Here is a 21,846-nt window from a genome sequence, read left to right on the forward strand (position 1 = left end):
TTTTGGATAATTCTAACTATAAGCATTAAATATTTACAAAAACGTTTAATAGTATATAATTTTTTATACATTTTTATTGAGTGTTATTTATGAAAAAGAAAGTTATATTTTGTATATTTATTTCATTTATTGCTTCTTTAATATTATATTTTAATTTTAGTAATAAAAAAACGTATTCAAATTATATAAGCATTATGAATACTAATTATATGCCTGTGAGAGATGAAGCTCCGCCTGAATATTTTATTGATAATTATAGGGAAAAAAAAGAGAATCTTTCAAAAAAGTTTGATGAGAGAGATGTATCTGCAGTATTAAAATATAAAGCACTTATTATTTCCTATTTGGGTGAAGAAGAGATTATATTAAACGGCGTAGAAAATAATAATATTTTTAATATTAATGCTCTTGAAAATATAAAAAATAATGGTGTTATAATAAGTAAAAAAACTTCGAAGAATTTAAATGTAGAAATTGGGGACAGCGTTATATTAAAATTAATTACTAAAGATGGTCATTATAATGCTGAAGAATATGAGGTTTTAAGTATATCAGATGCTTTAAAATATAATTATGCTTTAGTTGATATTGATAATTTAAATAATTTTGTAAGGCTTAATGATTGTGCTAGTGAGATATATCTAAAAAATAATACTTTAGATGATAATATAGTTAAGCAAATTTTTGGGGATGATTTTGGATATTACTCTTTAAATAATGAAAAAGAAAACAATAATTATAATAATTTATATTTTATTTTAGCTTATTTCTTTATTTTGTTCTTTAGTTTTATATTTATAAATAATGATAATTTGATTTATAGCGTAATATTTTCTATTATTGGATTTGTGCTTTCTTTAGCTGCTTATTTTATAATAATGAAATATATATTAAATACTAACTTTTATTTTGATAATATATATTTAATAGTATTATTAGTAAATGTTGTTTCTGTATTGTCTGCAAAATTAAAAGTATTTTCAATAAAAAAGATGTTTTTAGAAAGTTTAAAATTTTCTAAATTAATTCTCTTTGGTTTTGTTATAGTATATATTTTTGCTTTTGTAGTTTCTTATGATTATTTATTGGAAACAGCCAAAAAAACACCATCTTCAAACAATAATGTTTATAATATTGCTAAAAAAAATACTTCTGATAACACTTTTTTATTGAATGGTTCTATTGGAGATATAAATATTATTAATAATGATGTTTCGAGGGTTATATCATTTCCTGTGGGTGTTGTTATTAGAACAGGAAGCATTCAATCTAAAGTTTATGCTTATGATAATTTAAATATTAAGTATAACATTATGTCTGGAGAGATATTCAAAGGAGAAAACAAAGAAATTGTTATTGGTAAGTATTTAGCAAGATATTTAAATCTTAAAGTTGGAGATAGTGTTTCTCTTATAGCAAAAAACTCACGCGGTATTTTAGATACTATGTATTTTAAGGTTGTTGGAATATATGATATAGAAAATTATAACATATATGCTAATTTAAAAACTATGTATGATTTTTTGCATCTTAGAGGTGGCGATAAATCTCCATACAATGAAAGAATAATAATACAATCAGAAGATAATATATATACATATTTAAATGAAAAATTAAAAGATAATAATTTAGATGAGCTTTATATAGAAGGATATGAAAATGATAATATAAAAATATTTGGCTTTATATTTATGGGATTATTTTTTATATCTGTTTCTTTGTTTAATTCTTTTCTATTGTCTGTTTTTTCTAAAGCAAGTAATATTAACAATATTAATAAAAATGAGTCCATTAAAAAGTATGCTATATCATTTATAATTTCTATTATCTTGTCATTAATATTAATTTTAGTGCTTTATGATATAGTATTTGATTTTATAATATTTTTAGTAATAATTTTTATTTTATCTTTTGCTTTAACTATAATTTCATCAAACCTATTAGGCAGTGATATATGATAAGAAATATATTTAAGAAAAAGAGAAAAGTTATAATAATTTTGCTATTTATAATATTAATTCTTTGTTTATATATGTTTTATTTTTCAAGGTCTTTGAGGGTAAGATATATTGAATTAGAGTTTGATGATTTACCTTATAGTTTTGAAGGTACAAAAGTAGCATTTGCGGCAGATATGCATGCTGGGCTTTATATACCAACTTCTCATGTAAAAAAAATGTCTGATATTATAAGAAAAAATAATCCTGATTTAATATTATTTGCAGGCGATTATATTTACAGTGCCCCAAGATGGTTTCATTATTATAATTCTAATAATGTTCAAAAGCTCGATGAAGGAATAAAAGATTTAAATGCCAAGTTTGGCAAATATTCCGTTATGGGCAATCATGATAATTGGGAGAGTACTACTGATGTATCTAATTGTTTAATAAGAAACGGATTTAAAACTATAGACAATAATGTGGTATTTATTACGAACGAAGCAGGAGATTATATTTCTATAGGGGGAGTTGGAGATTTTTTAACAGATAAAGTAGATTTTGATAGTGCAACTAAGGGTGTAGAAACTAATGATTTTCATATACTGTTATCTCATGAACCTCTTTTCCCATTAAAAATTGCAAGAGAAGGCGGATACAATAAGCTAATAGATTTTTTTCTTGCTGGGCATACTCATGGATTTCAAATAAGTTTTGTGCCTATCAAGTTAATAGAGTTTATAAACAAAAATAGAGAATATCCTCTAATTAGCATATATGGCAATATGAAGGCATATAATACAAAAGTGTATGTTACATCTGGGGTTGGGGTAGTGCTGCTTCCTTTTAGACTCTTTGCTTATCCTGAAGTAGTTATTATTACATTAAAAAGAAAAAGATAATTTTTTTATTCTTTGCTGCTATAAAATTTGTTGCTATGGCAATAGACTTTTATAAAGAAATATTGGATAATTCAAAAAAAATTAAAAGGATATTGCGATGCCAAATTTTATTAATAATATAGATTATAAAAAAGTATTATCATTAAAAGACACTGTAGAGATTAACTCTGCATTAACCTTAGTAGACAGAGATAATTTAGCAATAAAAATACTTTCTGTAGACAAAGACAAAGCTATACCAACTCATAGCAGTACAGGAGATGTATTGGTTATCACTATAGACGGTAAGTTTGAAATGACTATAGAAAATGATGCTTATGTGTTGTCTGAAGGAGAATCTATTTTAATACCTGCTAATGCCAAACATTCATTAAAGGCAATAGAAGCTTTTAAGGTGGTTGTTATACAAGTGAAGCCATAATGGTATTTTTTAATAAATAATCTTTTATATAAAGCATAAGGTTTTTGTGGCCTTATGCTTTTTTATAAACATAGAAATTTTATAAATAATTCTATCAGAATATTTTTAATTCTCAAAGTAAGTAAGAGATAGTATTATAATAATTATATGGTTTTTATACTAAAACATCACAGAAACTCATAATCTTAAAACAAAATTATAAAATTAGCTTGAAAAATTGTATTTGTAATATAGAATAGCGGTATGTTTTATTTGTTTTATTAAGATTGTTAAAAATATATTTGAGGTTTATATTTTTATTATGAAGAAGAAATTTAATAAAAAACTATGCTTAATATCTGCTTTATTAATTGTTGTAATAGTGTTAATTATATCCTGCAGTAAATTTAATATATTAGGTCCTACTTATATACCGCCTGAAACAGATTTTAGATTGCCCGAAGACACAATACCCGGCCATATTGATGTAAACCCTGTACCTGCTAAAGACGGCGAAGTATTTGGAGGCTTTAGAAGAAAGTTTAGATATAAAGGCAAATGGTATATATTGGTTGACTATATGTATGAGTATATACCTGAAAATAAAACATTAACTCAAACGGCTAAGAATATAATTTTACAAATAGATGATGATGGAAACATAGTAGTTTATGATAAAAACAGTAAGGGCTATCGTTATTTATTAAGAATGAATGTAATAGAAGAAAACAGAGTTTTATATGAAGATGATTATTACGGAAGGTATTCATATTTTTCAAGCTATTTTACTACTACAAATTGTAAAGGTAAAGAAATAACTCATACATTTCGCACAGGAATAACTTTTAATAATGAGATAAAAACATCATCAGATTTAATAAATTGGAAAACAGAAGGTTCTAATGATAATGTTTATAAAACTTTTCCTTTAGTAAGTACAGACCCTAATGCGAGCTTTCAAGGAAGATTTGGAGTTAGTTTTCAAACTGTAGAGTTTAAAGATTATATATATTTAATAAGTTTATCAGAAGATTTTTGTGAGCAAAATCCAACTGGATGCCGAAATACAAGTTTAGGACCATTTACAGTAAGTAAAGATGTATATTATAGAGTATATAAAAATAAAGATACTTCAATTGGGGCTAATTGGGAAAAAAGAAATACTCCTTGGGGACAAAGAAGCCTTCTTAATATTCGCTATGATAAAAATAAAATATATGTTACAAAAGGAGAAAGGGGATATTATGAAAATGATCCTTCCATTAATAAATGGGTGAATAAATATGAAAAATTTGAAAATGATAATACTATATGGTCAACTACCGATGGAGTAAATTGGCAGAAAGAACCCAATTCTTCAGCTTATAACAAGGCAAATGAAATATCTTATTCATTAGGAGGGGATTTACCTTATATACAAAATAGAATAAAAACACCTGAAGAGCCTAATTGGATAAAGCTTGATAGATATTATAAATCAGACAATTCTTATGAAACTTATATAATAAATAAGAAAACTTATTATGTTCCTATACCTCCTTATGAAGAGATAAAAGCGGCTTATAATAGCGGTCAGGAATATTTTACTATCACAGAAGAACATATAAAAACAGCTGGGCTTAATCAGTTTTTAACCAAAGATAAAGAGCCTAATAAAGATGAAGATTGGACAGTAATAACTCCTATAGATTATACAGATAAATTAATGGTATGGCAGAGCGGAGGCGAGAAAGTAATGCTTAATATTAATAATAAAGCAGTGCAGCTTGTGGACTATAGTCAAATAAATACTATTAAAGAATATTCTATTGTAATAAATTATTTGAAAAAAACAGCAAAAGAATTGAGAGATGGAACTTATTATGATCCTAATGTCAATTTTGGACTAGGCGGATATGTAAAAAATGTACTTAGAGGAATGGAGCTTGATGCTAGGGCTGATATGATTGAGCTTATGAAAAGTAACAGAGAGTACATTATGCCAGACAATGCTATTACGCATTATACTGTGGAGTTTAAATATTAAATGGATTGCCAATAGCTAAAGTGCAAATATTTCAGTTTTATATATAATAAATATATATAAAATAATACCATATATTTTTGACTATACTTTATAAAAATGCAGTTCTTTTGCTTCTTTTATACCAATAAAAGAAGTGGGGGTGCGGGGGCTAGTCCCCGCAAATAAAAAATATAAAAAATTATTGTTCTTTTTTCCCGCAGCAAAAAGATTAATTGAAATAGTTTACAATTTGCTTTTAATAAAGTAATAATTTATAATTATGTTAATAGTTTAAGATTTTCAAAAGGTTATTATATGAATAAAATAAACAGAATATATATAGGCTATCCTCCATTTGAAAGCGATAGGGGAGTGGCATTACTTTCACAAAACAGACAATTTCAATGGTTCAAGAGCCCTACATATATTTATCCTGTTGTGCCTGCCACTGCTGCAACTATGATAAAAAATGCAGGCTATAATGTAGATTTTATTGACGCTATTGCAAGGAATATGACTACCAAAGAATGGTATGAGTATTTAGATTCTAATACACCTGATTTATTATTTTTTGAAGTGAAGACTCCTGTTATATATAAAGCTTGGAAAATAGTTGATGATTTAAAAGCAAGATACAAAAATATGATAGTAGTTATTGCAGGAGATCATATTACTGCTATGCCTGATGAAACTATGAATAACTGTAAGGTTGATTATTTGCTTACAGGAGGCGATTATGACTTTTTGCTTTTAAACTTAATAGAATATTTAAACGGAAAAACTCAATTAGAAAAAGGCATATACTACAGAGAAAACAACAATATAAAAAATACAGGCTTTTTTGAATTAAGACATGATTTAAAAAGTCTGCCGTTTATAGACAGAGATTTAACTGAGTGGAAAAGATATGCTTATGACAATGGAAATTTTAAATGCATTCCGGGCACTTATATAATGGCTGGACGTGATTGCTGGCATCATAGATGTACTTTCTGTTCTTGGACTGGCATATATACAAACTTCCGTGCGAGGACTGCAGAGAATGTAGTTAATGAAGTAGAGTTTTTATACAACAAATATAATATAAAAGAGATAATGGACGATACTGGCTGCTTTCCTGTAAAGAAATGGCTTAATGATTTTTGTAATCTTATGATAGACAAAAAGCTTAATAAAAAAGTTAATATTGATTGTAATATGCGTTTTGGGGCTTGCAATGAAGAAGAATATAGGCTTATGAAAAAGGCAGGTTTTAGGTTCTTGTTGTTTGGTTTGGAATCAGCAAGTCAAAACACATTGGACAGACTTGTAAAAGGCAATAAAGTTGAAGAGATACTTCCTTCTTGTAAAGCGGCATCCGATGCAGGACTTTCACCTCATATAACTGTAATGCTTGGATATCCTTGGGAAACTGAAGAAGATATTGAAAAAACTTATGAACTTACTAAAAAACTTCTTCTAAAAGGTTATGCTAAAACGATGCAGGCAACAATTATAATTCCGTATCCGGGTACAGAATTATTTAATCAATGCAAAAGAGAAAATTGGCTTACCACAGAAAACTGGGAAGATTATGATATGCGTAAGGCTATAATGAAAACCGATGTCGGCGAAGAGAAAATAAAATGCTGGATACAAAAGCTTTATAATTTGAGTTTTACTCCTCAGTTTTTAATGCATAAAGTATTATCTATTAGAGATTTAGACGATATAAAATATTATTTAAGAGCATTTAAAAAAGTTTCAAAAGGGCATTTAAAAGATTTTGAGTAAATATATTTAATTATGCTAGATTATATATTTGAACAATTAACAAAATTACAAAATAGCAAAAAAGCTAAAGAGATGTCTGCATACATGAAAAATAAATTTGAGTTTTTGGGTGTAGATTCTAAAAGCAGAAAAAATATAGAAAACAATATTTTTAAAGAATATAGAAAAACAGAGAATATTGATTTTTGTTTTACAGATAAATGTTTTAAGAGTAAATATAGAGAGTTTCAATATTGTGCTATTGATTATTTGAGTCTTAAGAAAAAATATTTAAATAAAACTCATATTGAAAAATTAAAAGAATATATATTAACAAAATCATGGTGGGACAGTGTTGACGGCTTTCATAGAATAATTGGCGACATTGCTTTGAGAGATGAGAGCGTCAATTCAATATTATTAGAATGGTCTTTAGATGATAATTTTTGGCTTAGAAGAATTGCTATATGTCATCAGCTTCTAAGAAAAAATAATACAAATACTAATTTACTTGAAGATATAATAATTAATAATCTAAATCAAAAAGAGTTCTTTATAAACAAGGCTATAGGCTGGGCACTTAGAGATTATAGCAAAACTAATCCCAAATGGGTTATAGATTTCATTGATAAGCATAAAGATAATATGTCTAATTTGAGTATAAAAGAAGCAAGTAAATATTTATAAAATTTTGCTCGAGACTGGACTTGAACCAGCACGGTGTTACCCGACAGCACCTCAAGCTGTTGTGTCTACCTATTCCACCACCCGAGCGAATAAAATTAATATCTATTATATAATAACATAACTTTTTGTCAAATTTTATTTTTTTTATTATAAATTATTTATTGCTAATAATAAAAAATGTATTAATATAAAATAAAGGATTTATATTATGACTGTAAAAGATAAAATAGATAGTTGGTTTATTCAGGCGAGGTTATATTTTGGCTTAACTAAATATTCTTCTGCACTTAGGCTATACGATAAGATTATAGAATATTTTTATACTTATAGCGAAGATTTAGATAACAATTATAAAGAGATATATTTTGCAAGAGTCTACTACAAAAAAGCATTAACATTATATTATTTAAATCAATACGAAAAGTCTATAGAGTTTTATGATAAGGCTATAGGTGTAAATCCTTTATATGAAAAGGCTTTTATTAATAAGGGCATAATACTTGCTAAGTTAAATGCTTATGATGATGCTTTATCTTCTTTTAATATGGCTATAGAGATAAATGACAAATCTGAAATATCTTATTTTAATATAGGAATAATATATTCAAAATTGGAGCGTTATCAAGATGCCTTAGATTATTTTAATATAGCAGGAAAATTAGGTTATGAATATGCTTATTTAAATGTGGCTATTATGCTAGAGAGGCTTGGCGAAATAGATAATGCTTTCAAAATGTATGATAAGGCAATAGAAAGTAATCAATATTTAGAGATAGTTTATTTAAATAAAGGAAATTGTTTAAATAGAGTAAATAAATATAAAGAAGCAATAGAGTATTTTGACAAAGCTATATATATTTTAAAATCAAAAGAGATAAAAAATACTAAGAAATCAGACATAAATGATATTGATATGATAGAATATAATTATATTGATGATGATTCTATTTGTGAGAGAGTTTATTTTTCTAAGGCTAACTCTTTAATATGTTTAAAAGAATATGATAAAGCTTTAGATATTTTGATAAGCATAGACAATTATAAATCTGTTAATATTTTTAATATTATATCAAAGTTTATATATTTTATAGATATAGATAAACTAATAAATATAATCTTAAATCAAGAGAGTTTTTGGACAAAAGAGAAAGAGGAATATTTTTATTTTGTTACAAAAGATATTTCTGATAAAAATAAATTAAAAAGATTGTGGATACTACAATATATACTTTTATATTTAATATCAGTAAAAGATTATGATAAGATAGAAGAGATATCTCATTATACTAGCATAGAAGTATTTGATGAGATGGCTTTTGATAGAAGATACGATAAAACAGAAGAAGCTAATTTAAAAAATTATAATAGTTATCTTAAAAAAAATAAGTTTAGAATGACAAGCGTAAAAAATGCCAATGATCCTAAGGAGGGTAAAATTTTAATGAAGCTTCTTAGCGATAATAGTTTAAATGTAAAGCATTCTAAAGTTAATAATTTTATAGCACTGCAAACTTCTTTTAGCAGATGTAAAGACTCTCTTACTATGTATAGGCTATATGGTAAAAATGATAATAAAGAAGGAACAGGCTGCTGTTTAGTGTTTAATAAATCTTTTTTTGATACTTCTTTTAATAATATAAACTCTAGTATACTTTTTTCTTTTTCTTATAATAAAGAGAATAATTCTTATATGGAGTCATATGAAGAAAATACTTTGCCATTATATTATGTGCTTTATTATAATTATAGAAAAAATGAAATAATATTTAATCCTTCTGAATCTGATTATAATAATATTATAATAGATTTAAACAAAAATTATCATGCTCTTTGGAATGAAGGAAATGATTTTTATGATAAGTTAAGAAATAAGATAGGTTATATTTTTAATAATATATTTGATGTTATAAAATCTTTTAATAGTGAAGAGTTGGAATATTCTTGTCTGCTTCTTATGAATATACAATATTTAATAAAAGATTCTTCATTTGTAGAAGAGCAGGAGATGCGTATTATACAACTGATTGAATATGGAAGTAATCCTTTGCATATAGATGATAAGATGAAACGCTCTTACAAAAACTATTTATATTTATTTGACAATAAGGCATTAAAAGAGGTAATACTTGCTCCAAAGGTTAAGGATGCTGATTTTTTGGTTGAGAAATATAATGATAGATTAGCAAAAGCTACTAATATATATAATTCAGAGACAGTAAAAAATAAATATAGAATTAATGTATATGTATCAAATGCACCTATATCTTGATAGTGTTATAATATCTAATTTGTATAGTATTATTAAGATAATTTAATTTTTTATTAATTTCATATGTAATTATTGTTTTATATTTAATTTTTGTTAAATAAATAATTTTGTATATATTTTATTATTGCTTTTTAAATAAATGTTTACATACTATTTGAATATAGATTTTATAATTTATTAATGAATAATAAGAAGTTTGTAAAATTAATACGATGAGATCACTCCTATAAAAAAAATATTTTTGTTTTTATTTTTGATTATTATTTCATCATGTCAAAAAGAACGTCCTAATATACTTGCTCCAGATAATATTATAACTGCTCCAGAAACTAATTATATCTATATTACAAACTCTATGACAAATTTTGTTACTAATAATGCTATAATTGTTATAACTTTAGATTATATAAATAGCCAAATACCTGCTTTATCTTTTGAGGTTCCAAATACGCCTGATGATGTTAAGGAAGTGTCTACTGATTTTATATATGAGTCTATACAAGAATTGCCAGAAGGAAGTAAATATCCTCAATTAACTATGCAGTTAAAATCAAAATGAATAAAAGAACCAAATTATCCAATAAAAATAAAAGAATTTACGAATACTTTTCAAAAGAAAATATATACTTTAGCAACGAATATAGGCTGTGAGGTAAAAGGTGATATAAAAACAGCTTTATCTCCTAGTGATGACGGTACTCCTAATGTATGGCTAGATGTAGAGTTTTCTTTGTCATTAAAAACTAATTTTCAAATTACTCCAAAAGAATTAGCTGAAGCTATTACAAATAATCCTATAAAAATAACTTTTAAAAGAAAAACAAGTTATGCAAAAGTTTGGGAAGATGATACAGCTGCCGTAATACCATAATAAATTTATTTTTAGCTAAAAAGTTTATAGTCTTATTATCTTGACAAATAGTATATTATTAATATAATTAAAATATCTTATATAAGGACTTTTTATGAAGCGAATATTTTTTATATTATCTATTATATTATTTGCATTTTTTGTTTCTTGTGAAAAAGATAAAAAGAATATAGAAAAACAAGTTGATAAGCTGCTTGAGAATGTTGATGAAAAAATAGATGAGGGATTAAATACTGCTAATGATGCGATAGATGATGGTTTAGATAAGGCAGGAGAAACTATAGAAGATGTGAAAAAGAATGCTGAAGATACTCTAAGTAAATCATTGGAAGAAGCATCAAAATCTATAGAAGAGGCAAAAGAAAATTTAAAAAAATAAATTTAAGAATAAAAAATAGCTGTATTTGTTTAGAGTAAAACAATTAATACTAGGCTTATGGCAAATGCTCTTAAAGAGGGTATAGAACTTCAAAAGTACCAAGCGGATATATGTTTAAGGCATGTAATTTTAATAGAAATAAAACTGGGGAATATTCTATAATAGCTTTAAGCTGCTATGTGTGGATGAAACTTTAGAGGGTAGTGAGTTTTTGCCCATGTATAATGATATAAAATCTGTTCTTAAAGATAAAAGAGTATTTTTCTTTGGTTTTTATAGATGAGGTTATGGAAGATGGATGCTAGATTGGGTTGAAGATGGCAAAAAATAATAATATTATTTTGTTTAGAGAATCTATTATGCAAAAGAAAAACTACAGATTATATATTATTAAAAATGAGGGAAATGGGAGCTGATTTGTCAAGAGATTAAAAAATATTGGAGGAAATCGTTATGGATAAAAAAATTATTATTACTATTAGCAGAGAGTTTGGAAGCGGGGGAAGATTTATAGGAGAGAATGTTGCTAAAAAGTTAGGTATTGCTTTTTATGATAAGGCAATTATAGAGATAGCTTCTGATAAAACAGGATTTTCTCCTGATTATATAAAAGAAAATGAACAAAAATTAACTTCTCCTTCTCTTTTTAATTTTGCTATATCTGGCTCTTATGCTGGTAATATGCTATTTGGTAATGGGGAATCTTTACAGGATACTATGTTTTTTGCTCAAAGCAATGTTATTAAAGAAATTGCAAGCAAGCATTCTTGTGTAATAGTTGGAAGATGTGCTGATTATGTTTTAGAGAAATTTGATAATTGTATTAATATTTTTATACATTCAGATATGCAAAGTAAAATAAATAGAGCTGTTAATGAATATAAATTAGACAGCAGCAGTGTAGAGAAGATTCTTAAAGATAGAGATAAATTAAGAGCTAAACATTATAACTATTATACAGGAAGAGTATGGGGGGATGCAAGAAATTATCATGCTTGTTTTAATAGCGATTATATAGGACTTCAAAGAGTAGAAGATATTATAGTAGATATGGCTAAAAGTATATGAGGATTTGCAATAAATGAAAATAATAGCGGATTTGCATACACATACAATAGTAAGCCAGCATGCCTTTAGTACAGTAGATGAAATTATAAATGCTGCTAAAGAAAAAGAATTTTCGGCTGTTGCTATTACTGATCATGGCCCTAAATCCAGCGATGGAGCCAAATCTGTACATTTTAGGTCTATGCATAATATACCTGAATATGTTAATGGTATTAGAGTGCTTAGAGGGGCTGAAGCTAATATTATAGATTATGATGGAAATATTGATTTAAAAAAAAATGTTCTTGAATGTTTAGATTTTGTCATAGCTTCTTATCATGAAGATTGTATTACTCCTTCAAATATAGAATCTCATACTAATGGATATATTGGTTTAATGAAAAATAGTTATATTGATTGTCTTGGACATATTGGAAATCCTAAATTTGCATTTGATATGGAAAAGATAATTAAACTTTGTAAGGAATATAATAAACTTATAGAAATTAATTCTTCTTCTTTTAAAGTAAGAAAGGGTAGTGATAAAAATTGCAGAGAAGTGGCATTATTATGTAAAAAATATAATTTAAATATTGTAGTTACTTCAGATTCTCATTCAAAATATAATGTAGGCAATCATGAAGCTTCCTTGAATATGCTTAAAAGTATTAATTTTCCAGAAGATTTGGTTTTGAATGCAGATTTTGATAGACTTATGAATTATCTAAGTAATAGAAACAGAAATTAAGTTTATAATATTATTGATTTTTTATAGCAAGCTGTCCACACCCTGCTAAAATTTCTTGACCTTGTTTGAATCTCTCAACAACTTCTATTCCATTATCTTTTAATATGGATTTAAATCTCAATATAATATCTTTATTTGGTCTTTGCAACTCTGGAGCATGTTCTACAGGGTTCATGGGTATAATATTCACTTTGAAAGGAAACTCTTTTTTTAAGTTTACTAATCTATAAGCATCATTAACAGAATCATTAACATCTTTTATTAAAACCCACTCAAAAGTAATCATTCTTTTTCCATTTTTGCTGTATCTTTTAAGTATGTTTATAAGGTTTTCTATAGGGTATCTTTTATTTATAGGCATTATTTTATCTCTGACTTCATTTTTAAGTGAGTGCAAAGAAACAGCTAATCTACAATCTAAATCTCTCTCTATTAATTGTTTTATCCCCGCAACTTCTCCAGATGTTGATATTGTGATATGCCTTATGCCTAAATTAAATCCTTTATAGGAGTTAATAGTATCTATTGCTTTGAATAAATTTTTTGTATTAGCTAAAGGTTCACCCATACCCATAAACACTATAGAATTAACCTTTTTTGTAACAGCACGCATTAGTATAAACTCAGCAAGTATTTCATCAGCAGTGAGATTTCTAGAAAGCCCCATGCTTCCAGTAGCGCAAAACGCACATCCATATCCGCAGCCAACCTGTGATGATAAACAAAAAGTTATTCTCTCATTTTTGCCGAGTATTACAGATTCTATTTTTTTCTTGTCATATAATGATATTAATAATTTTCTTGTACCATACTCATCTTCTGTGATGGATTCTATTTTAGAGTTATGTATAAAATAATTTTCATCTAATAATGCCCTTAAATCTTTTGGAATATTACTCATCTCATCAAAAGAGATGGCATATTTTTTATATATCAAATTTAGTATTTGAGATGCATGAAACTTAGGAAAACTATTTTCAATACAGAATTTAGATAAATCCTCTTCTGATACATTCATTATAGATATTTTTTTTGGCATATAACTTAATTTTTTTATTATGTATTTTTTTATATTTTTAGCTTATAACCTATAAACTTATTAATCAAACTCCGCAGCAACTTATTTTAGGTTTATTTGAACTGCTTGAAGAAGATGATGTGCTATTTTTTCCTTTATAATCATTAACATAAAATCCAGAGCCTTTGAATATTACTCCAACATTTAAAGAAATTATTCTTTTAGCACTTCCTTTACATACAGGGCATTTAGCTTTAGGTTCAGCAGTCATAGACTGAAACTCTTCAAACTCATGTCCGCATTTTTTACATTTATATTCATAAGTAGGCATAATTTTTAATCTCCAAATTAATTTAATAAAAAAATATATATCAAAATAAAAATCTGTCAAGTGTTTAATTGAGTTTAGAATAACTATAAGCAATATTCGCAGCTACACGACAATTATTATAAACTAATTCTTTGTTAGCTTTAAGACTCTTATTTTCTGTTACACTATGAAGCTTAGCCAATATAAAAGGAGTGACTTTTTTACCAGATATATTTTTATTTTTTGCTTCTTTAACAGTGTCTTCTATTACTTTGTCTATATAGCTTTTATCCATTTCGTATTCTTCTGGTATAGGATTGCATACAACAACTCCGCCATCTAAACCTAAAGACCATTTGGTGTGAAGAATATTTGCTATATCTTCTATTGAGTCTATTTTATAATCTACATTAAAACCGCTGTCTCTTGTGTAAAAATTAGGGAATTTAGAAGTTTTATAGCCAAGTACAGGCACCCCAAAAGTTTCAAGATATTCTAAAGTAAGCCCCAAATCTAATATTGATTTAGCCCCAGCACATATAACAGCGACATTTGTTTTAGCAAGTTCTTGTAAATCTGCAGATATATCAAAAGTATCTTGTGCATATCTATGAACTCCTCCAATTCCTCCTGTAGCAAATACTTTAATTCCTGCGAGAGAGGAAGCTATCATAGTTGTAGTTACAGTTGTAGCACCGTCTTTTTTTAAAGCAAGTATTGCAGGTAAATCTCTTCTGCTTGTTTTGATAATATCTTTAGCACTTCCCATATATTCAAGTTCATCTTTATTTAAACCTATTTTTATTTTGCCTTTTATTATAGCAATAGTGGCAGGTGTGGCATTATTTTCTCTAATTATTTTTTCACAATTTAAAGCACTTTCTATATTTTCAGGATAAGGCATACCATGTGATATTATTGTGCTTTCTAATGCCACCACAGCCTTTTTTTCATCTAAAGCATTTTTTACTTCTTCACTAATATCTAAAAAATCATTTAATTTATTCATATTAAAATCCTACCTGTTTCCCAAAACATTGAAAAAATATCCAAATTGCAATCCTAAATCTAATGAGCTTATAGATTTATTTGCAATTCTAATATCGCTTAAATAACCATTATTATTGAAGTTTAGAGCGAAATCATAATTAACATATACTCCTATAAGAAGATAATTTAATATATGGAAATCCAAAGAAAATTTAACATATGGTATTAAAGCATTTTCAAAAATATCGCTTATATCACCTCTATCAAGATAATATCTTCTATTATGTGCATATTCTAAAGAACTATCCTCCAAACGATAAGTACCCCCAATAGGAATTTTTACTCCGCCTCCGCCTGATAAAGACATAAAAAAGAAATGAAACTTAAATACTCCTCCTATCATAAAACTATCAAATTGATAATTTTCAGTTGCTCTATTTCCATTTATATCATATTTTAAAGCATAAGAGTCATGATAATATCCAATATCTAGAAGTATTGATATGCCTGTATTGTGAGTTATATCATTTCTCATTCCAACTAAAAATGAATAACCCATATCAAAATCTCTAAAACTTGATGGAAGCTTTGAAGCTGAATCAGCAATAGCACCGCTCATGCCAAATTGACCTAGAAAACCTAAACTTACACTAACAGCACTAAGATTATAGTAGAATATTGAACTGATTAATAATGTAAATAGAAGAAATTTTTTCATGTCTCACTCCCAGTTAAATAGTTTAATAAAACTATTCAAAAAGTCAAGTAAATAATAAAATAGCAAATAAAATTATATAAACAAAATTATAATAAAATATAAAACCTCTCTTTTTTATTATAGATAAAATTATATTGTATATGGCATTAAGTAGTATGATTGCAATAAAAAACTTTATATTAGAAACATCATTTATTATTAAAAATAAAGAAAATATAATAATAAATATGTTTGATATAATATAAGAAATATATTTATATTTATCTAATTTTTTATCTGCTCTAAACAAGAAAATTATTTTTATAAATATAATTAAAAATAAAAGATATAAATAAAAAAATAATTTATGAGATGATAATATGTTGTTTTTTAAGTTTAATATTATTAATGATAGAGAGCTAATTGATATAAATATGCTTATAGTTCTTGATATAGTTATTGATAGTTTTGTGTTTTGCATTTTATTATATAAAAGATAAGCTAAATATATTATAGAAGAGTTTAAGATAATAAATATAGTGTATAATATTTTTAAGTTAAACATATTATTTTGTACTAAAAATATAGTAATGCTTTTTATATCTAATTGATTATTTAATTTCATTAGTGCAAATATTAATGCTAAAATGATAAATAATACAAAATATAATAAAAATGCCCATATAATAATTTCAGCTATCATAGTATAGAAGTCGTATAAATGAGATAATTGTTTTATATCATATTTAATATATGAAAGGGCTAATGCAAAAATAATAAGCATATTAGCAGAAAATATATGAATCAATAATTTTATATATTCTTTTGATATACTCATTTTTATTAATAGCTCATACGGTAAATTATATAAATAAATTGATATTATAAATATTATGATTGCTGTTATAATTGTAGATTTTAAGCATATTTTATTGATTGAAAATAAAATATTAAGTATAAAAAAACTAAGAGGTATTAACAAAGAAAATAGTATTTTTAATAGAAACACGAATTCATTATTAAAAAACATTTCTAAATTTGATAAATTATCTGTAAGTTTATAAATATCTATTGTAACAAATGGCAGTATGTAAATAATAGAAATTATTAGAATAAAACTAATAGCTATTATAATATCTTTTTTATTATTTTTTAATATATTTATTTTTTTCATTACTATTTCCTAATTGATTAGTGATTATAAATCTTATATTATACGGTGTCAACAAATTATATATTTTAACGTTGTTATTTTTTAGCAATAATAGGCAATTCTTTATATAAGCCAGAAACTATATTAAAAGCAAATCCTGAAAAACTAACATATCATAATTTTATATCAAGAACAGATGACAAGCATAATGACTTAGTAACCGTTGAAATATCAAACGAAAAAGATAATTCTATTTTCTTAAATACAAGCATTATAAAAAAAGCAGAAGAAAACAATATACAAAAGATAATAGCTCACGAGACTATACATACTATAATAAATGATAATTTAAGAAATAAAAAAATGTATTTTCGTCCGAGTAATTTACTAGAGGAGGCTTTGGCGGAAAGCGGAACATTTATAGTAGACGGAGATAATTATCGAGAGCCTCCTGAAGATTTAGATATTGGTAAAAAAACAAAATGGATACTACATAGTAAATATTATTTCACAAGCAATTTGATGCATTATCTGTTTAGGAGCCACAGATATTGCACGTTTTTTAGTTTAAAAAAAGCAGGTATTCCTTATAATATATATAGTTTAAATTTAAAGGAATACCTATGAAAGAATATACTTCAAATCAAAGAAAAAAGATAGTTATAAAAATCAATAAAGTTAAGAATAAAGAAGTATTAGCTTTAAAATATAAGATTAGTATTAGAACATATTATTATTGGAAAAGCCAATTAGAAACTTATTCTATTATAAAACCTAAATCTACTGCACCTAAAACTAATAAAAATAAATTGAAAAATAAAAAGATTATTAAAAGAATAATTGAAATAAGAAAATTATATGGTTATGGTAAATTAAAAATAAAAAAACAATTAGAGTTAGAAGACATTAAAGTAGGAACAACAGCTATAGAAACTGTCCTAAAAGAAAATAATTTGTATAGGAGCAAAAAGAAAAAAATTAAGAGAAAACATAAAGGAAAGCATGCTATTTATATTAAAGAAGCAGGAGAAAAGGTACAAATAGATGTCAAATATGCTTTTTTTGGTGAAATACGTTATTATCAGTTTACTGCTGTAGATATAGCAACGAGAATGAGCTTTAGATATTTATACGATGAAAAAAGTCCATACAGTACCATTGATTTTATGAAACGACTTATAGATTATTTTCCTTTTAGAATACATTGTATTCAAAGCGATAATGGTACAGAATTTACTTACCGTAAACATTCATTTGACACAGAACACCCTTTAGATTTATTTTGTAAGAAGAACTATATTAAAAGGGTTTACAGCCCAGTAGCCTCACCTTGGTATAATGGTGTAGTAGAGAGTACACACAACCGAGACCAAAAAGAATTCTATGACTTTTGTACACAAGAATTAACTTTACAGAAAGCAAATAAAAACATACAAAAATATAATTATTTTTGGAATTATAAACGAATACATTCTGCTTTAAATTATGATACTCCTATGTTATACTTTAAGAAATTAAGGAATTCCTAACTGCAATATGTTTGGCACCTGTGCAATTTGATGCATTATCTTTACTTGAAAAATAATAAAAATAGTGATATATTTAAAGATATTGTAAATAATATGCAAGGCAAAGAAAATAGTAAGTTTACAAACGCTATAGAGAAAACCGCTAATAAAATTGGAATTGAAGGTGACCTTTCGGAAATTATTAAGTATTGGATAAAAGATAAATATAACTTTAATGATGAAGAAGCGAACGATTTTAAAAGAACTTTAATGATAAAATTAAACAATCCAAAATGGTAGGTAAATTAAAAAATGACAGAACAAGAAAAACAACAATTAAAAGAAGATATAAAAGCTGGTAAAGTCAATATTGACGAATTATACGAAAAATACAATATGAATTTACCATATATGTTTACCTATGAAGAACGAAAAATAAAAGAACCTAATCTAACTATTGAAGAATACGAAGAGGATGTAATAAATGATAAAATAACGATATTATTTTGGCAGATGGGGTGGGAAGAGTTTTAATAACGGAAATAAAAGCAGACGAAAATATGAAGATGAAATATTTAATTACAATAATTTTAATAGTGAAGTAAAAATAGACTCTGATAATAATTTTAAGGAAGAATAAAATAATAACGAATATTTAAGCGAAGAAGAAAAACAAAAAAAATGATAAAATAATGAATAATAAGAGTTAGTAGGGATGACTCACATTCCCTCCATCGTATCAATTTAGTAAAAACTAAATATCACGGCAGCCGAGTACGATTTTCTGCCATTCATTCTAGCTTTATAAATATAGTTTAACAAAGTTTTTATGAGAAGTCAATAAAAATTTTATTCATAAATAAATAGCAAAATAAAATATACTTGATTTTTCATTATTATGTAATTATACTTTAAATATTATTATTTTTTTGGGAGGTATAAAAAATATAATATGAAAGTTGCTGTTATTGGGGATTTACATGGTAAGCCTTGCTGGAAACATTTGTTAAAGGATAATAATTTTGATAAGATAGTTTTTTTGGGGGATTATAGCGATGATAGCTGGGTTACTTTTACAGACAAAGAGATTTCTGATAATTTAAAGGATGTTATAGAGTTTAAAAGAAATAATAATTCTAAAGTTGAACTTCTTATAGGAAATCATGATTTTCAGTATATAGTTGGATATCCTACAGCAAGCAGATATAGAAAAAGTTATGCTGCTGAACTTAATAAAATTTTTAATGATAATAAAGATATATTTAATGTAGTTTATGTATTAAAAGATTATGTATTTAGCCATGCTGGAATTACAAATGGGTGGATTAATTATATAAAGAAAAAATATAATATTGATGATTTTAATGATATAACTAAAATTATTAATATGGTTTATTTAAATTGTAAAGAAGATTGTAACATAGCCTCTTATAGAAGGGGAGGAATGAATATGTTTGCTGGTATATTATGGGCAGATATTCATGATTTAAAAGAAGATGGCTGTTTTGATTATAATCAGGTTGTGGGGCATAATAGGGTAAGAGTAAATAGCGTTATAGAAAGAAATAATCATAAGATTTATATGTGCGATCATTTTGATACTGATGATAGTCATTTAATTGTATTAGATGTTTAATATAAAAATATATATTTTTTATTAATTCTATATTTCTTATTATATTTTTTTAATAATGTAAAATTAATTATATCCGAATAGTTATGTAGTAATATTTTAATATGGGTTTAAATATGCGATATATAGCTATTTTGATGGCTTTTACATTAAGTTTAAATATTAATGCTGCCCAAAGCATTTATAATATATTTGCAGATACTAACAATATATATTCAAGCAGTCTTAATAATATCACTAATAGTTTTAGTTTGAATAATACAGGAAATTTATCTTATAAAAGAGATATATCAAGTTTGTTTGCAAAAGATATAATGAATAAAGTAAATTACTCTGGAGTAACTTACAGCAGAGATATAAAGTTTATGGAAGGAGCAAATGCTGCTGTTGGAATCTTGTTTTCAAACGTAAAATCTTTTGTTAAAATAGAAAATAAAGGTTATTCATTTTTTGACAATTTATTAGTAAACAGTTTTACAATAGAGTTTTATTTAAATCCTTATAAGATGCGAATGAACTCGCAGGTATTATCTAAAACATCCATATATCAAGATGGAGACACTACTAAATATGCCGGTATCAGAGCTAATATAATAGACGGCCGTTTAGTTTGGCAGTTTAATAATTTATTTATGTATAAGGGTAAATATACTAATGTTACTTTAGCTGAAGGTGATTATTTAAAAGAAAATGAATGGAGACATCATAGCATTAGTTTTGATTCTAAAACAGGAAAGTTGGTAAAATATATAGACGGACTTGAGGATCAGGTCATTTATTTAACTAGCACAGGAGATAGAATGGGCTCTCCATATGTATTAGATATAAGTAATATTAGTGTTTCTCCTCTATATTTAGGACAAGGTTTCATTGGCGGCATGGATAGATTTTATTTTAGCCCTGATTATAAAAGAGATTTTAATTTAGAGAAATATTTGCCAAGCGGAGAAGTATTGAGCAAAGTAATGCAATTTAACAGCGATAATATTTTTATAGATGAAATAAATTATATAGCAAAAACTACTAATGCTACAGGAGTTTATGTTTATTATAGAACTTCTAATAATTATTTTTCTGAAGAAGACAGTAATATAGAATGGACTCTTTTGGATTCAACTAATAATATAATATCTAGTCCTAAGACTAAATATGTTCAAGTTAAGGCATTATTAGAGAGTGATTCATCTATGGAATATAGTCCTTCATTAAACAAGGTTGAGATAATTTATCATGATGGAATAGCTCCTCAGGCACCTACTAATTTAAATGCTATTGTTGCTAATAATTCTATAGTTTTGGATTGGGAAGGAAGTCATGAAAAAGTAAGCGGATATAAAATATATTACGGCACTAAATCTGGAATATATAATGATTATGAGCCTATTATAGTTAATGGCAATCAAACTGAGTATGTTATTAATAATTTAGAATATGGGAAACTTTACTACTTTAGGGTAACAACTATAGGTGGTGAAGGAGGAGATATAGAAAGTGAATTTTCTAGTGAAGTTTATGCTAGACCTTTTCACTAATATAT

Annotated in this window: 22 protein-coding genes and 1 tRNA gene; 17 read left to right on the forward strand and 6 right to left on the reverse strand. The window is 25.8% G+C overall.

Annotation, left to right across the window (positions count from 1 at the left end; genetic code table 11):
- Window positions 1–194 precede the first annotated feature (194 nt).
- From EPJ72_RS02160 to EPJ72_RS02185, 6 genes are all read left to right on the forward strand, one after another.
- On the forward strand, window positions 195–1,958 hold the full coding sequence (locus EPJ72_RS02160) for a lipoprotein ABC transporter permease (protein ID WP_242004877.1): 1,764 nt from the start codon (window positions 195–197) through the stop codon (window positions 1,956–1,958).
- Complete coding sequence (locus tag EPJ72_RS02165; RefSeq protein WP_147730625.1) at window positions 1,955–2,842, forward strand: metallophosphoesterase; 888 nt, start codon at window positions 1,955–1,957, stop codon at window positions 2,840–2,842. The genes EPJ72_RS02160 and EPJ72_RS02165 overlap by 4 nt, the downstream gene beginning before the upstream one ends.
- A gap of 97 nt (window positions 2,843–2,939) precedes the next feature.
- Window positions 2,940–3,263, forward strand: a complete 324-nt coding sequence (locus EPJ72_RS02170) for a cupin domain-containing protein (RefSeq protein WP_147730626.1) — start codon at window positions 2,940–2,942, stop codon at window positions 3,261–3,263.
- 301 nt (window positions 3,264–3,564) lie between these two features.
- Window positions 3,565–5,268 (forward strand): hypothetical protein, encoded by a 1,704-nt coding sequence (locus tag EPJ72_RS02175; RefSeq protein ID WP_147730627.1) that lies wholly within the window; start codon window positions 3,565–3,567, stop codon window positions 5,266–5,268.
- Between the two features lie 294 nt (window positions 5,269–5,562).
- On the forward strand, window positions 5,563–7,020 hold the full coding sequence (locus EPJ72_RS02180; protein ID WP_147730628.1) for a B12-binding domain-containing radical SAM protein: 1,458 nt from the start codon (window positions 5,563–5,565) through the stop codon (window positions 7,018–7,020).
- 12 nt (window positions 7,021–7,032) lie between these two features.
- Window positions 7,033–7,686: a DNA alkylation repair protein gene (locus tag EPJ72_RS02185; RefSeq protein WP_147730629.1), complete on the forward strand. Its 654-nt coding sequence runs from the start codon at window positions 7,033–7,035 to the stop codon at window positions 7,684–7,686.
- A gap of 5 nt (window positions 7,687–7,691) precedes the next feature.
- On the opposite strand, the gene EPJ72_RS02190 is transcribed toward EPJ72_RS02185, so the two are convergent.
- A tRNA-Leu gene (locus tag EPJ72_RS02190) sits at window positions 7,692–7,773 on the reverse strand.
- A 121-nt stretch (window positions 7,774–7,894) separates the two neighbouring features.
- On the opposite strand from EPJ72_RS02190, the gene EPJ72_RS02195 reads away from it, so the two are divergent.
- From EPJ72_RS02195 to EPJ72_RS02220, 6 genes are all read left to right on the forward strand, one after another.
- On the forward strand, window positions 7,895–9,955 hold the full coding sequence (locus EPJ72_RS02195) for a tetratricopeptide repeat protein (RefSeq protein ID WP_147730630.1): 2,061 nt from the start codon (window positions 7,895–7,897) through the stop codon (window positions 9,953–9,955).
- Between the two features lie 253 nt (window positions 9,956–10,208).
- The gene (locus EPJ72_RS13290; RefSeq protein ID WP_242004878.1) at window positions 10,209–10,514 is read left to right on the forward strand and encodes a hypothetical protein; all 306 of its coding nucleotides are present in this window, start codon (window positions 10,209–10,211) and stop codon (window positions 10,512–10,514) included.
- 171 nt (window positions 10,515–10,685) lie between these two features.
- Window positions 10,686–10,826 (forward strand): hypothetical protein, encoded by a 141-nt coding sequence (locus EPJ72_RS13295; RefSeq protein WP_242004879.1) that lies wholly within the window; start codon window positions 10,686–10,688, stop codon window positions 10,824–10,826.
- Between the two features lie 94 nt (window positions 10,827–10,920).
- Window positions 10,921–11,205: a hypothetical protein gene (locus tag EPJ72_RS02205; protein WP_147730631.1), complete on the forward strand. Its 285-nt coding sequence runs from the start codon at window positions 10,921–10,923 to the stop codon at window positions 11,203–11,205.
- A gap of 453 nt (window positions 11,206–11,658) precedes the next feature.
- Window positions 11,659–12,273 (forward strand): AAA family ATPase, encoded by a 615-nt coding sequence (locus EPJ72_RS02215; protein ID WP_147730632.1) that lies wholly within the window; start codon window positions 11,659–11,661, stop codon window positions 12,271–12,273.
- Window positions 12,274–12,286: 13 nt separating this feature from the next.
- Window positions 12,287–13,000, forward strand: a complete 714-nt coding sequence (locus EPJ72_RS02220; RefSeq protein ID WP_147730633.1) for a phosphatase — start codon at window positions 12,287–12,289, stop codon at window positions 12,998–13,000.
- Window positions 13,001–13,010: 10 nt separating this feature from the next.
- On the opposite strand, the gene rlmN is transcribed toward EPJ72_RS02220, so the two are convergent.
- The 5 genes from rlmN to EPJ72_RS02245 form a co-directional block, all read right to left on the reverse strand.
- Window positions 13,011–14,039: a 23S rRNA (adenine(2503)-C(2))-methyltransferase RlmN gene (gene rlmN, locus EPJ72_RS02225; protein WP_147730634.1), complete on the reverse strand. Its 1,029-nt coding sequence runs from the start codon at window positions 14,037–14,039 to the stop codon at window positions 13,011–13,013.
- A 64-nt stretch (window positions 14,040–14,103) separates the two neighbouring features.
- Complete coding sequence (locus EPJ72_RS02230; RefSeq protein ID WP_147730635.1) at window positions 14,104–14,349, reverse strand: FmdB family zinc ribbon protein; 246 nt, start codon at window positions 14,347–14,349, stop codon at window positions 14,104–14,106.
- A 64-nt stretch (window positions 14,350–14,413) separates the two neighbouring features.
- Complete coding sequence (locus EPJ72_RS02235; RefSeq protein WP_147730636.1) at window positions 14,414–15,337, reverse strand: pseudouridine-5'-phosphate glycosidase; 924 nt, start codon at window positions 15,335–15,337, stop codon at window positions 14,414–14,416.
- Between the two features lie 9 nt (window positions 15,338–15,346).
- Window positions 15,347–16,036, reverse strand: a complete 690-nt coding sequence (locus EPJ72_RS02240; protein WP_147730637.1) for a hypothetical protein — start codon at window positions 16,034–16,036, stop codon at window positions 15,347–15,349.
- Between the two features lie 43 nt (window positions 16,037–16,079).
- Window positions 16,080–17,189 carry a hypothetical protein gene (locus EPJ72_RS02245; protein WP_147730638.1) on the reverse strand — a complete coding sequence of 370 codons (1,110 nt, stop codon included), beginning with the start codon at window positions 17,187–17,189 and terminating at the stop codon, window positions 16,080–16,082.
- Between the two features lie 602 nt (window positions 17,190–17,791).
- Here EPJ72_RS02245 and EPJ72_RS02250 point away from each other — a divergent pair.
- The 5 genes from EPJ72_RS02250 to EPJ72_RS02270 all read left to right on the forward strand — a co-directional run bounded on the left by EPJ72_RS02250 (window position 17,792) and on the right by EPJ72_RS02270 (window position 21,841).
- Window positions 17,792–18,697 (forward strand): integrase core domain-containing protein, encoded by a 906-nt coding sequence (locus EPJ72_RS02250; protein ID WP_147730639.1) that lies wholly within the window; start codon window positions 17,792–17,794, stop codon window positions 18,695–18,697.
- A 30-nt stretch (window positions 18,698–18,727) separates the two neighbouring features.
- Window positions 18,728–18,976, forward strand: coding sequence for a hypothetical protein (locus EPJ72_RS02255; protein ID WP_147730640.1), 249 nt, complete (start codon window positions 18,728–18,730; stop codon window positions 18,974–18,976).
- A 12-nt stretch (window positions 18,977–18,988) separates the two neighbouring features.
- Complete coding sequence (locus tag EPJ72_RS02260; protein WP_147730641.1) at window positions 18,989–19,210, forward strand: hypothetical protein; 222 nt, start codon at window positions 18,989–18,991, stop codon at window positions 19,208–19,210.
- Between the two features lie 418 nt (window positions 19,211–19,628).
- The gene (locus EPJ72_RS02265) at window positions 19,629–20,312 is read left to right on the forward strand and encodes a metallophosphoesterase (RefSeq protein ID WP_147730642.1); all 684 of its coding nucleotides are present in this window, start codon (window positions 19,629–19,631) and stop codon (window positions 20,310–20,312) included.
- Between the two features lie 101 nt (window positions 20,313–20,413).
- A complete protein-coding gene (locus tag EPJ72_RS02270; RefSeq protein ID WP_147730643.1) occupies window positions 20,414–21,841 on the forward strand; it encodes a fibronectin type III domain-containing protein in 1,428 nt (475 codons plus the stop codon).
- Window positions 21,842–21,846: the final 5 nt, after the last annotated feature.

The sequence above is a fragment of the Brachyspira pilosicoli genome (assembly GCF_008016535.1).
Taxonomy (GTDB): domain Bacteria; phylum Spirochaetota; class Brachyspiria; order Brachyspirales; family Brachyspiraceae; genus Brachyspira; species Brachyspira pilosicoli_A.